12 protein-coding genes and 1 tRNA gene are annotated in these 12,691 nt (G+C 66.7%); 7 read left to right on the top strand and 6 right to left on the bottom strand.

Annotated elements, in window-relative coordinates; genetic code table 11:
- Positions 1-2: 2 nt before the first annotated feature.
- From AC1DBQ_RS07105 to AC1DBQ_RS07095, 3 genes are all read right to left on the bottom strand, one after another.
- On the bottom strand, positions 3-1,901 hold the full coding sequence (locus AC1DBQ_RS07105) for an acetolactate synthase large subunit (protein WP_476927839.1): 1,899 nt from the start codon (positions 1,899-1,901) through the stop codon (positions 3-5).
- Between the two features lie 415 nt (positions 1,902-2,316).
- Positions 2,317-4,038 carry a dihydroxy-acid dehydratase gene (gene ilvD, locus AC1DBQ_RS07100; protein ID WP_476927838.1) on the bottom strand — a complete coding sequence of 574 codons (1,722 nt, stop codon included), beginning with the start codon at positions 4,036-4,038 and terminating at the stop codon, positions 2,317-2,319.
- A gap of 99 nt (positions 4,039-4,137) precedes the next feature.
- Positions 4,138-5,106 (bottom strand): LysR family transcriptional regulator, encoded by a 969-nt coding sequence (locus AC1DBQ_RS07095; RefSeq protein WP_476927837.1) that lies wholly within the window; start codon positions 5,104-5,106, stop codon positions 4,138-4,140.
- Between the two features lie 214 nt (positions 5,107-5,320).
- On the opposite strand from AC1DBQ_RS07095, the gene AC1DBQ_RS07090 reads away from it, so the two are divergent.
- The 6 genes from AC1DBQ_RS07090 to AC1DBQ_RS07065 all read left to right on the top strand — a co-directional run bounded on the left by AC1DBQ_RS07090 (position 5,321) and on the right by AC1DBQ_RS07065 (position 9,909).
- Positions 5,321-6,337, top strand: coding sequence for a sunset domain-containing protein (locus tag AC1DBQ_RS07090; RefSeq protein WP_476927836.1), 1,017 nt, complete (start codon positions 5,321-5,323; stop codon positions 6,335-6,337).
- A gap of 29 nt (positions 6,338-6,366) precedes the next feature.
- On the top strand, positions 6,367-7,482 hold the full coding sequence (locus AC1DBQ_RS07085; protein ID WP_476927835.1) for a PQQ-dependent sugar dehydrogenase: 1,116 nt from the start codon (positions 6,367-6,369) through the stop codon (positions 7,480-7,482).
- Positions 7,483-7,597: 115 nt separating this feature from the next.
- Positions 7,598-7,673 (top strand) — tRNA-Lys (locus AC1DBQ_RS07080).
- 305 nt (positions 7,674-7,978) lie between these two features.
- Positions 7,979-8,506, top strand: a complete 528-nt coding sequence (locus tag AC1DBQ_RS07075) for a hypothetical protein (RefSeq protein ID WP_476927834.1) — start codon at positions 7,979-7,981, stop codon at positions 8,504-8,506.
- On the top strand, positions 8,503-9,468 hold the full coding sequence (locus tag AC1DBQ_RS07070; RefSeq protein ID WP_476927833.1) for a hypothetical protein: 966 nt from the start codon (positions 8,503-8,505) through the stop codon (positions 9,466-9,468). The genes AC1DBQ_RS07075 and AC1DBQ_RS07070 overlap by 4 nt, the downstream gene beginning before the upstream one ends.
- Positions 9,469-9,687: 219 nt before the next feature.
- Entirely contained in the window at positions 9,688-9,909 is a 222-nt protein-coding gene (locus tag AC1DBQ_RS07065; RefSeq protein ID WP_476927832.1) for a hypothetical protein, read from the top strand.
- Between the two features lie 8 nt (positions 9,910-9,917).
- On the opposite strand, the gene AC1DBQ_RS07060 is transcribed toward AC1DBQ_RS07065, so the two are convergent.
- Together AC1DBQ_RS07060 and AC1DBQ_RS07055 are read right to left on the bottom strand one after the other, a co-directional pair.
- Positions 9,918-10,490: a PKD domain-containing protein gene (locus tag AC1DBQ_RS07060; RefSeq protein WP_476927831.1), complete on the bottom strand. Its 573-nt coding sequence runs from the start codon at positions 10,488-10,490 to the stop codon at positions 9,918-9,920.
- Positions 10,491-11,543: 1,053 nt separating this feature from the next.
- Positions 11,544-11,732: a hypothetical protein gene (locus AC1DBQ_RS07055; RefSeq protein WP_476927830.1), complete on the bottom strand. Its 189-nt coding sequence runs from the start codon at positions 11,730-11,732 to the stop codon at positions 11,544-11,546.
- A gap of 143 nt (positions 11,733-11,875) precedes the next feature.
- On the opposite strand from AC1DBQ_RS07055, the gene AC1DBQ_RS07050 reads away from it, so the two are divergent.
- A complete protein-coding gene (locus AC1DBQ_RS07050) occupies positions 11,876-12,502 on the top strand; it encodes a DUF2510 domain-containing protein (protein ID WP_476927829.1) in 627 nt (208 codons plus the stop codon).
- Positions 12,503-12,536: 34 nt separating this feature from the next.
- Here AC1DBQ_RS07050 and AC1DBQ_RS07045 read toward each other — a convergent pair whose 3' ends face one another.
- Positions 12,537-12,686: a universal stress protein gene (locus AC1DBQ_RS07045; RefSeq protein WP_476927854.1), complete on the bottom strand. Its 150-nt coding sequence runs from the start codon at positions 12,684-12,686 to the stop codon at positions 12,537-12,539.
- Between the last annotated feature and the right edge of the window lie 5 nt (positions 12,687-12,691).

Here is a 12,691-nt window from a genome sequence, read left to right as displayed (position 1 = left end):
GTTCAGTCCTCCTCTTCCCATTCCGGGGTCATGTTGCGGGCAACCTGGATCTGGTCGTTGCTGACCCCCGAGGGGACCATCGGCCACACCATCGAGTTGGGGCTCACGACGAAGTMGATGACCACGGGGCGGTCATTGATCTCCAGGGCCTTCTGGATGGTGGCGTCGATGTCCTCGTCGCGTTCGCAGCGGAAGGCAGCACAGCCGTAGGCGTCCGCCAGCTTGACGAAGTCCGGAATGCGGATCGTGTCATGGCCGGTGTTGAGGTCGGTGTTGGAGTAGCGCCCCTCGTAGAAGAGGGTCTGCCACTGCCGGACCATGCCCAGGGAGGAGTTGTTGATGATGGCAACCTTGATCGGGATCTTGTTGATCGCGCAGGTGGCCAGTTCCTGGTTGGTCATCTGGAAGCAGCCGTMGCCGTCGATCGCCCAGACCACGCGGTCCGGTTCACCCACCTTGGCGCCCATGGCCGCCGGCACGGCGTAGCCCATGGTGCCGGCGCCGCCGGAGTTCAGCCAGGCGTGCGGGCGTTCGTACTTAATGAACTGCGAGGCCCACATMTGGTGCTGACCGACGCCGGCGACGTATACGCCCTCGGGTMCGGTCAGGGCACCGATGCGTTCGATCACGCGTTGCGGGGCGCTGAGGCCGTCCTCGGGTTCGGTCCAGCCGAGCGGGTAGGTTTCCTTAAGGTTGTTCAGGAATGCCCACCAGTTGGTCAGATCCGGGGTGCCGAATGCTTCGAACTGCGTGCGCAGGGCCTCGCTCAGTTCCGGAATGATCTCCTTGACCGAGCCAACGATCGGGACGTCGGCCGTGCGGTTCTTGGAGATCTCCGCCGGATCGATGTCTGCGTGGATGACCTTGGCGTTCGGGGCGAAGGACTTCAGGACGCCGGTCACGCGGTCATCGAACCGTGCGCCGAGGGTGATCAGGAGGTCGGACTGCTGCAGGGCGGTCACGGCGGAAACGGTGCCGTGCATGCCCGGCATGCCAACGTGCTGCGGGTGCGAGTCCGGGAACACACCGCGGGCCATCAGGGTGGTCACCACGGGTGCGCCGGTCAGCTCGGCCAGTTCGCGCAGTTCGGCCGAGGCGTGGGCCTTGACCACACCGCCGCCGACATAGAGCACGGGCTTGCTGGCGGCGGTGATGAGCCGGGCGGCCTCGCGGACCTGCTTGCTGTGGCCGCGCAGCACCGGCCGGTAGCCCGGCAGATCGATCTTGGGCGGCCAGGAGAACGTCATCTGGCCCTGCTGGGCGTCCTTGGCAACGTCGACGAGAACGGGTCCCGGGCGTCCGGTGGAGGCCAGGTGGAAGGCCTCGGCCATGACGTGCGGGATGTCGTTGGGGTCGGTGACCAGAAAGGAGTGCTTCGTGATCGGCATGGTGATCCCGACGATGTCCGCTTCCTGGAATGCGTCGGTGCCGATCACCCCGCTGGACACCTGGCCGGTGATCGCCACCATCGGCACGGAGTCCATGTGGGCATCCATGATGGCGGTGACGAGGTTGGTGGCRCCCGGGCCCGAGGTGGCGATGCAGACGCCAACCCGTCCGGTGACCATGGCGTAGCCTTGCGCGGCGTGGCCGGCTCCCTGTTCGTGACGGACCAGAACGTGGTTCATTTTGGAGGCCATCAAGGGGTCATAGGTGGGCAGGATCGCGCCACCGGGCAAACCGAAAATGTCCTGGACGCCGAGTTCTTCGAGCGAGCGGACAATTGYTTGCGAACCGGTCATAACAGTCGGGGGTACGACGTTGTTCGGTCCGAGGACAGGAGAGACGGCAGCAGTGTCGACGCCGGCGTCAGCCGGACGTTCGACGCGATCCGGAGCCTTGTGGGCTCCAGCGGACTTTGTGGCCATCAGCGAGGGGCTGATCGGMGATCCTTTGCTCATCGGACTCTTCCTTTGTGGATCTTCGGTGATCGTGGAACTTCTTGGGTCTTACGTAGTGCTGGTGCTGCGGGAAATAAAAAAACCCCTCAGCCGAGTGGCTCTTCGAGGGGTTGCGCGTGACGGTTCGTTACCAGTMGGGCTAGTCAGCCACGCGCTTGGTAAGTACGACGACGGATGCACCGGCGGTAACGATCTCGATCATGCGTTCAGTTTTCCCTCTGAGTGAGACAAGTGTCAACGAGCCGGGCACCTGTCTCACTATATGGACAACGCTGTCCACTGGTTGGTCGCTCGACCTTCCCTGGCCCGGGGCGCCGACGGGCGAGCCGGCCACCTTGGGCGGCATGGCTTAATAAGGGGAATKCCGAGGGCCCCTGGGTGGACGGCGCTCAGCGCCGTCCACCCAGGGTAGGCATTACCCGCAGTACGCGCCGGTGGAGGCGCTGTGGACGAGCTTGGCGTACTTCGCGAGGACGCCCTTGGTGAACTTGGCCGGCAGGGGTTCCCAGCCGACCTTGCGGGACTCGAGCTCGGACTCGTCGACCAGGAGGTCGAACGTGCGGGCCGCGATGTCGACCCGGATCCGGTCGCCGTCCTTGACGAACGCGATTGGGCCGCCGTMGACGGCTTCCGGTGCGACGTGGCCGATGCACAGGCCCGTGGTGCCGCCGGAGAAGCGACCGTCGGTGAGCAGCAGGACATCCTTGCCCAGGCCCGCGCCCTTGATGGCGCCGGTGATGGCGAGCATCTCGCGCATGCCGGGGCCGCCCTTGGGTCCTTCGTAGCGGATGACGACGACGTCGCCCTTGTGGATCTCGCCCTTGTCCAGCGCGTCCAGGGCGCCCTGCTCGCGCTCGAACACGCGGGCGGTGCCTTCGAAGACGTCCGCGTCGAAGCCGGCGCTCTTGACGACGGCGCCCTCGGGGGCCATCGAGCCGTGCAGGATGGTGATGCCGCCGGTCTTGTGGATCGGGTTGTCCATGGCGCGGAGCACTTTGCCGTCCGGGTCCGGCGGGTTGATCGCGGCGAGGTTTTCCGCGACGGTCTTGCCGGTCACGGTGAGGCAGTCACCGTGCAGCAGGCCGGCGTCGAGCAGGGCCCTCATGATGACCGGCACGCCGCCGATCTTGTCGACGTCGGTCATCACGTAACGGCCGAACGGCTTGAGGTCGCCCAGGTGCGGGATCTTGTCGCCGATCCGGTTGAAGTCGTCCAGGGTCAGCTCGACCTCGGCTTCGCGGGCGATGGCGAGCAGGTGCAGCACGGCGTTGGTGGACCCGCCGAAGGCCATGGTGACGGCGATCGCGTTCTCGAAGGCCTTCTTGGTCATGATGTCCCGGGCGGTGATACCCAGGCGCAGGAGGTTGACCACGGCTTCGCCGGACTTGTGCGCGAAGGCGTCGCGGCGGCGGTCCGCGGAGGGCGGCGCGGCCGAGCCGGGCAGGGACATGCCCAGGGCCTCGCCGATGCACGCCATCGTGTTGGCGGTGTACATGCCGCCGCAGGCGCCTTCGCCCGGGCAGATGGCCTTTTCGATGCGGTCCAGGTCCTCGCGGCTCATCTTCCCGGCGGCGCAGGCACCGACGGCCTCGAACGCGTCGATCAGGGTGACTTCCTTTTCGGAGCCGTCCTCGAGCTTGACCCAGCCGGGCATGATCGAGCCGGCGTAGAGGAACACGGCTGCGAGGTCCAGGCGGGCCGCGGCCATCAGCATGCCGGGCAGGGACTTGTCGCACCCGGCCAGCAGGACGGAGCCGTCGATCCGTTCGGCCTGCATGACGGTCTCGACGGAGTCGGCAATGACTTCGMGGGAGACGAGGGAGAAGTGCATGCCCTCATGCCCCATGGAGATGCCGTMGGAGACGGAAATGGTGCCGAACTGCATCGGGAACCCCCCGCCGGCGTGGACGCCTTCCTTGGCGCCCTGGGCGAGCCGGTTCAACGAAAGGTTGCAGGGAGTGATCTCGTTCCACGAACTCGCCACACCGATCTGGGGCTTGGCGAAATCGTCATCGCCCATGCCGACCGCACGGAACATGCCGCGCGCGGGCGCAGCGTGGATTCCATCGGTAACGACCCGGCTGCGGGGCTTGATGTCCGGCTTGGTGTCTGTTGCTGTTTGGGTGTCCTGACTCATGGCTCAAAGTCTAGGGGTCTGCCATAGACCCCAACGACCCCATGAGGGAGCGTTAAGCGGAAAACCGGGAATATYTCAATCAAATAGTGGACTCTCATCTCACATGATGAAATCCGCGGCCGCTTGGCCGCGGATTCGGTGAGCCGCGTCACGCAGTTGCGGAGCTTCGGCGACAGCCTGGGCCTCGGCCTTCAGCATCGCCAGGACCTGCTGAATGGTGGTCCGGGCCGCGACATCGGGACGGGCGAGGGCCACAATGMTKCGGTTGGCCTTTACGCCTTCGAGCGGGCGCAGGACGAATCCGCGGTCCTGGTTGCTCACAGCCGTGTACCGCGGCAACAGGCTCACCCCGTGGCCAGCGCTGACAAGGGCTTCGAGCACGCGCAGATCGGGGAACTGCTGGGCGCGGACAGCCTGCGAGCCGGCCCGCAGCTCAATCTGGCGCAGCACGGTATCGAAGGGAAAGCCCTCGGGAACGCCCATCCAGGGGAAGCCGACGACGTCCTCGGCGCACAGCGAGGCCTTGCCAGCCAGCGCGTGCCCTGCGGGCAGGGCCACGTCCAGGGGTTCCTCCAGCAGCGGCACCACGGCCAGGCCCTGGCCGCCGAAGACTTCGGGACCGTCKACGCTGTGGGCCAGGACGATGTCGTAGTCCGCGGTCAGCCCGGCGAACCCGGCAACGCCGGGATCCTCGAAGTGCGCTTCGAAGCGGAGGCCCTCGATGGCCTTGACCCGGTGCAGGAGGCCCGGGAGGAACATCTCCGCGGCGCTGGGAAAAAAGGCTGCCACAACCCGCGTCTGCCAGCCCCGCCGGTAGGTGTCGATGGTTGCCTCGGCCCGCGCCATGGCGGTGGACACCTCGGCAGCGGCGCCGGCCATGGCCAGGCCGGCCTCGGTGAGCCGCACTCCCCTGCSGGACTTCTCCACCAGAACCACGCCCAGTTCTTCCTGCAGGGTTTTGAGCTGTTGAGACACAGCCGACGGCGTCACTTTCATGGCCTCGGCGGTGGCGCCTACMGTGCCGCGGTCGGCGAGTTCGCGCAGAATCCGCAGTCGCTTGAAATCCATGAGGCGAGGCTACACGGCGGGCCCGGGTCGTTTTCGGTTTCCGGCCAGCTCACKGGGCCGTCCCACCCGTCCCGGGAGGCGGCCGCGTCGGCCCCGGGAAGGGTGGACAGCCGGCTTGGCCCGGACGTACCGTCAAGCATCGGCAACCGTGCCTCATGTACTGAAACTCATCGACTGAATCTCATGGACTGAATATGGACTGAAAGGCTCTGCTATGGACTGGATTGTCTGGCTCGTCGTCATCATCGTGGTGGTCGCTGTGGTCTGGGCCGTGCTCAACCGCAATAAGAGCCGCCCGGGCGCAGGTTCCGCCGGAACCACCAGCACCGGCAGCTCTTCCGGCTCGCCGACCGGTTCGACGGCAGCCGGGGCGACGACGGCGGGTGCCGGACCGGCGGGCGGTGCGATGGCGCCGCCGGCGGAGACGGCTGCACCGGAGACCCCTGCGCCGCAGGCCAGTGCAGAGAAGATGACTCCCGCTCCCRAACCGGCAGCGCCCCCGACGATCGAACCGGCCGCGGGCGCAGCCACGGCCGCGGCAGCCGCGCCGGAAGCCCCGGGCGCTGCGGACAACGCCGAGTGGGAGACCCAGTGGTCCGAGACCGCACCGGCCGATGCGCATGCGGCCACGACCCACCATGAACCGGCCCACGCTGCGCACGTTCCAGKAGTTGCCGCCGAAACTCCGACAGCGGCCGAACCGGCGGCTGCTGCCGGGCCTCCGGTGCACCATCCCGAATACACCGAGCCCCACTCGCCGACACTGCCCGGAGCCGAGAYGGCAGCCGCGGAGGCGGCCGACAACGAAGGTGTCAACGTCACTGCCGGCAACGCTGCCCCCGGTGCTGCGAATGCCACTGGCGCTGCCGCCGCAGCGATGCCCGAGGCGCCCGGCGCTGTGACAGGAGCAGCGCCAGCTGCAGTGCMCCTTGCCGATGCGGAAACCACCCAGATGGCGGCCTCGTCCGCCGCAACGGAGGCTTCCGCAAGCCACACGACCGAGCCCACGGGCCACCTCGCTACTGACCAGCCCTACGGCGAGGGATCGGCGGCCCCGGCGGCCGACGGCAGCGGACCGGAAGGCTTCACCGTCAAGGGCAACGCATSGTCGATGACGTACTACGAAGACTCCAGCCCGGCGTACGAAGAAGCCCGGGCAGAAGTGTGGTTCGTCTCCGCAGCGCACGCCGAAGCCGCCGGCTTCCGGCCGCCCCGCCGGACGCGCCAGTAGCAGTCGGCCTGGTTCCTACAACTTTCGCCTTGCTGCTCCGCCATTCCGTATTCAAGGCCACCGCCCTCGCCGTTGCCTTGGTTGTCTTAGGCGCCTGCACCGGCGGCGGCGGTGCCTCCTCGCCCACGCCCCCGCAAGGGGGMGGCCCTGCCACGGGCGCGCCCGCCACGGGCGCGCCGGGGACGGCGGGTGAGCCCACGGTGGCGGAGCGGATTGACGGCCTGCAGTTGCCGTGGTCCACGGTCTACCTGCCGGACGGCACCGCCGTCGTCTCCGAACGCGACTCCGCCCTGCTACGAACCATCAACGACGGACAACTGGGCACCCTCGGCAAGGTGCCCGGCGTCGTACCCGGCGGCGAAGGCGGCCTCCTGGGCCTCGCCCTGTCCCCTGACTTCGCGACGGACCACTACCTTTACGCATATTTCACCGCGGCCGAAGACAACAGAATCGTCCGGATGCGGCTCGAGGACCGCGGCGGGCGGTGGGAACTGGGCGCCCTGGAGACTGTTTTCACGGGGATACCGAAGGCTGGCACGCACAATGGCGGACGGATCCGCTTCGGTCCCGACGGCTTTCTGTACGTGGGAACCGGCGATTCGCAGCGCCGGGAGCAGCCACAGGACAGCAAGGCCCTCGGCGGGAAGATCCTCCGGCTCACGGCCGATGGCCGGCCGGCGCCTGGAAACCCTTTCGGCGAGAACCCGGTCTACAGCCTGGGCCACCGGAACGTGCAAGGACTTGCCTGGGACGGCGCGGGCAGGCTGTGGGCCAGCGAATTCGGCCCCGACGTCAACGACGAGCTCAACCTGATCGTGCCCGGCGGCAACTACGGCTGGCCGGACGTCACCGGCGCCCCGCACCGCACCGGCTTCCTGGACGCCAAAGTCGTGTGGCCGTCGACGGCGGATTCCTCGCCCAGCGGGCTCGAAATTGTCGGCAACACCGCCTACCTGGGCGCCCTGCGCGGGCAAAGGCTGTGGGCCGTTCCCCTCAAGGGCGAATTCGCCGGGGATCCTGTGAGCTATTTCACAGGAAAGTACGGCCGGATCCGGAACGTTTCACTCGCCCCCGACGGCCGCCTGTGGCTCCTCAGCAACGGCGAAAACCCTGATTTTGCGCTGATTTTGAACCTTCGCGGCTAACGCGGGCCCTCCCCCGCGCCTCGATTTCACACCGCAGCCAAACTCGTGTAGAGTTTCATGTCGTTGCGGAGAACAACGGGGAAAGAAAAAGCCCCGGCGAACAAGAACAACAGATGCACCTCTAGCTCAACTGGCAGAGCAATTGACTCTTAATCAATGGGTTCCGGGTTCGAGTCCCGGGGGGTGCACCAACGAGAAACCCCGTCTTCACTGGCTTCCAGCCACGTGAGGCGGGGTTTCTTCTTGCCGTAATTCCCCGAAGGGACATTTGCGGGCTATTCATTCTGACTGGCCCTCCTGCGGCGGAAGCCCCAGGCGCCCCAACCCGTCCCAGCAGGGTCCGCAACTTCGCTGCAAGAMAGCTCGGAGGMCTGTCGGCCGAGACGCTGCTCCAGATCAGGGACCTCATTGACTTGCAGCCGGCCGGGACTGACGCCACTCCCGAAGTTTCGCAGGGCCCTGAGCAGGGCTGATACGCTCCTCCTCTGGAGCAGGGGTGCTCCAGGCCGCATTCGACTACTTCGAGGACTCGTTCGACATGGACTACAGCGTCGCCCGAGAGCGGGCGCGAACTGCCGAAGGCCGCCTGCAACTGACCGAGCCCGTMTCCATGCGCTCCATCCAGGCCCACCTGGAAGCCGAGCKGGGACGTCCGATTGTCATCAAGCCGATCGACAACACCCCCACCGACAAGGTCTGCGGCTTGTGGTTCGGACTCGACGACCTKGATCTTATCCTCCACGCCAAGGCGGCATCGGAGGTGCACMGCCAGCAGATCGTGCTGCACGAGTTCGCCCATATGATCCTCCGCCACKAGCAGGAGGACCTCTCGCACGACTACGCCAAGACCTTCTTCCCGGACCTCGACCCGGAGCGCGTCGTCTCGGCCCTGAAGCGCACCGACTTCTTCAACGAACTCGAGGTAACTGCCGAACTCCTTGCCGACCGGCTGGCCTCCCGCATCCGCCGCTCCTACCTGCAGCCGGACGCGGAGCCGGGCAACTTCGGGGCGGTCTTCGGATGATGCAGTTCCTCATGGCCGCGGCACTGTTCCTCTTGGCCGGGGCCCGCATTCCCGCCCTGCTTCGCAAGCGGACCGACCTGGTGTTCTCCTGCGCCGTCTACGGAGCCATGGGCTCTTTGCTCATGTCCCCGATTGTCTATGTCCCCCTGGACACAGCCCTGGGCGGGATGAACCTGATCAAACTGGTCCTGAACTCCCTGATGATTATCTCTCTCTGGTATCTGCRCCTCGCCGCATTCGCCGCCATCGCCCCGGAAGCCGGCGGTCGCCGGTCCTGGTGGACACGTACCGTGCCTCTGACGCTCACGCTGACCCTGCAAACCGCGTTCTTCTTCCTTACGGGACCCACCGTCACGACCCCCGCCTGGGGCATCTACGAGGACCGCTTCCCGGCCCTCCTGTTCTCACTGATGCTCACCCTCTTCATCTGTTCGATGAGCGCGGAAATTGCCGTGATCTGCTTCCGCTACGTCCCGCGTATGAGCCGTTCGTTCCGTGTCGGTTTCTCCATGCTGGGCGCCGGCTGCATCATGGGTTTCCTGGTGATGGCCGAGATGTGTCTCTCCCTGCTGGCCCGGCACCTGACATTCCTGGCCATATTGGTCAGGCCCGATTTCCCCTACCATGAGCTGGAGCTGGTCGCGACCGTCCTAGCCGGCGCCGGACTCACGATCCCGGCAGTTGCCGGCAGGGCTGCCCGCAAAAACCTGCACCGCTGGAACACCGAAACCCTCGCACGCGTCGAGTCCATCTGGGCCAAAGCGCTGCAGAACACTTCTCTTGACGGGACCCTTGGGGCCGACCCCCAGGCGCCGCTACAGGACAGGCTGCACCGGATGGTTGTCGAAATCCGGGACGCTGAACTCGCTGCGGGCACTTCGGCGACCTTCCTGACCGCGGAGGAGCGCAGCTACCTGCTCTCCGTCGAAGCAAAGCTCCATGTCGCCCCTGCCCCGGCATAACCTGCGGCAGCTACAGAAAGCCCCCATACACCTCCTGATGCACCCGACCCGCCGAACACGCCCGAGCGGTACGGACATGTACGGGATCTACCGGAACATGGTCCTCTTCGATTTCAAGGCTGAAATCCATTCGGGCTTCTTCGTCGCTTATTACCGCAACTTTGCCACCCCTCCACGGCGAGGACCCTGGCGGCGACCGGCGAGATGAAATCCCGGCCGATGAAGCGCTCCTACGACACCGGCATCGTCCTCCACGAGATCATCGCCAACGGGTTCGAGCACGAACGCAGCCAGGCCATGATCGAACTGTACCGCCGGGTCCACAAAAGGGTGCCCGGCACCCCGGACGACTTTGTGCCGGGCCGGATGAACGTCGTGGCATACCCCGACGGATACACTCTGGACCAGATCGGCCCATGGGGGATATCAGCCAACGTCTGAGGCTTCCCTCACTTCGCRGCCGGCAGGGTCGTTCCCGCGCGGTCGCCAATGGCGCCGTCGGCGGGGATGCCGAAGACCTGCAGGAGGACGTCCTTGTCACGCTGGATGTCGGTGACCGTTACGGACCGGGCCGACTTGTAAACGCGGCCGGCAGGGAACCCGTTCACTGCCACACCCCAGGAGTCAGCCGTCGGGTCATTCGATTCCCACGTGACCTTCACCTGGGTGCCGTCGGCGGAKACGACCTCGGCCTTGACGTTGGTCGGCGGGACCGGGCGGACGCCGCCTGGTCCCGGGCCAGTACCGACGTGGACCGGGGTCTTCAGGATGTTGGCGCTGCCGAGCGGGTTAGAGACCCGCAGGATCATCACGCCTTCGAACGGCCGGGCGTAGACGTGCTTGAGGACCGGCGACCGGGTGGTCGTGTCGTAGGTACCGTCTCCGTCCAGGTCCCACTCATACTTGCCGATGACGCCCTCGGAAGATGAGGCGTCGAAGTTGATTTCCTGGCCGGGCCTGGCCCAGTAGGCGTTGATCGGCAGTCTAGCTACGACGGCGATCCGGCTGCCGCCCAGGGGCATTGTGTTGATTTGCAGGGCCCCGCCGGCGGCCTGGCCAGGCGGGGATTGGCTGGGTTGGGCTTKGCTGGGTGGGGCTTGCCCCGTTGGTCCCTGGCTCGCAGACGCCTGGCCGGCAGGTGCGGAGCTGCTCGGTGCCGTTGCCGGGACCCTGGAATCCGCCGGCGKGCTCACAGCGGGTGCTGCCTGTCCCGGCTCTTGTGCGCAGCCTGTGGCCGGCATCAGTAATGCCGCCGCGGTGGTCCAGCAAATTGCCCGGCACAGCCCCATGAAATCCCCCATTGACCGATCCTGCCACGGGTAATCGCCTACGGATAGATCACGACGCCAAGAGGAAGCGCCGTTCTACCGCGACACTCACCGGGCCGAGGTTCCGTGCCGGCAGGAGGTGGAACCCTACGATGGGGAGGATGAACTCCATCCGGAAGGCCTGTCGCATAGCCGCCGTGGTTCTCGTGCTCGCGGCGTCGCCGCTCCTCCTGGCGCGGCCCGCAGTGGCGGCTCCCTGCACGCCTGCCGGCCTCATCCCGGTGAAGATCTGCCCCGCCGCGMCGACGCCGGGCCCGCCGTCCGCTCCCCCGGGATCCGGTTCGACACCGCCGAGAACCCCGGCACCATCGACGTCGGCCGCCGCGCCATCCCCAACGCCACCCGGGACGCCGTCACAACGGCAGACGGCCCGGCCCGCACAGGTCCCGGCGTCCCCGACGCCCGGTCCGGTTCCATCCGCCGGTCAGGGCGCCGCCGGTCAATCGGCCACCGGGGCCGTTCCGGCCCCGGTCACGGCTGACACCTCCGGGGCTCCGGCATCGGGCGCCGGCCCCGGGGCCGTGCCCTCACCAGCCACGCCACCGGGCACCCCGGCCGGCCAGGGTATTCCCGGACCCGACGGGCAGAGCGGCCTCACCGGCGGGGCTCTGTTGGCACTAGGMGGGCTCCTCCTGGGCTCCTCGGCAGCGATTGGCCTCCGCCGGCCGGGCCGGCCCTGAAAAGGCCGCCGAACCGTCACAGCGAACTGTGGCGGTTCGGCGGCCGCTTAAATTACATCGTGTTGACTTAGACCTTCTCGCGGGACCGGTCTACGACGTGTTCCGGCGCCTCGACGGTGAATTCCTTGGTGCGGCGGKGGAAGGCCCAGAACTTGAAGTCCTTTGCCTCCGGCCGGGACTCCCGGCGTTCCCCGGATTCCCGTGCGGCATCCTTCCTGGTATCACGCCCGAAATCCTTGTAGTTCGAATAGCACATCACTGGCCTCCTTCATGGTGATTGCCCTTTAATCCTCCTCCCGATCCGTTGGCACGTCGAGCCTCTCGCTACCACCGCCGCCCCGATGTACGCTCTGTCTCAGTAACAGAGAACGCCCGCGCACCGGAAAAGGATGAACAGCCATGACCGTCCCGCCCAGCACATCAACCCCTGGTCCTGGCTGGTATCCGGACCCTGCCGGATCGGGCCGGCTTCAATGGTGGAACGGTACGGCCTGGAMCGGGCAATTCAACACACCGCAGTTCCAGGGGCCGACCCCGCGACCGGTGGAACCCCGGAGACGCATCAGTGACCGGACACCGGTCTACAACGCGTACGTCTGGACGATCGTGGCCCTGCCGCTCGTGCCGCTCATTCTGCTCATGTTCTGGAACCCGGTGATCCGGCTGCGGACCGTCGGTGCACGGCAGGTGCAGACCGTTGATCCGGCGTCCATCTTTACAACGCCGTACTTCCTGCTGGTGGCCAGCGGCTTCCTGGTGTACGGCGTCTCCGCCCTCCTGGCCTACCTGGACTGGGACAAGCTGCGCAAGGACGGCGTTGTGAGGCCGTTTCACTGGGCGTGGGTGTTCCTCAGCAGGGAGGTCTACGTCATTGGCCGTTCCGTGATTGTCCACGAGGTGGCGCCGCGGCGCGGGCTCGCCCCGGTGTGGGCCACGATCGGCGTAACGGTCCTCGCGGTGGTGCTGGTCGGCTTCAAGATGTCCTCGCTTGTGGCCACCCTGGCGAACCAGGCCGCGTCGATCTAGCAGCGTAGACATAGGCTGCGTCCGGGACAGGAAACTAGCCTTCATCTCCTGTCCGGACGATCAGGAGCGGACACCGGGCGTGGTGAGCCAGCTGGGAGGACACGGAGCCCAGCAGCATCCMCGTAAAGCCGCCCAAGCCACGGGAACCGACAATCAGCAGGTCCGCTTCGCGCGACGCCTCCACAAGGG

This window comes from Arthrobacter sp. 10T413_2 (assembly GCF_056394205.1).
Note: the sequence above shows the minus strand (reverse complement) of the source record. Positions and strands in the feature narration are given on the sequence as shown.

Bases quoted from the DNA above. Each gene is read 5' to 3' on its own strand.
- AC1DBQ_RS07065 (WP_476927832.1), top strand. From the start codon at position 9,688: ATGAAGCGCTCCTACGACACCGGCATCGTCCTCCACGAGATCATCGCC.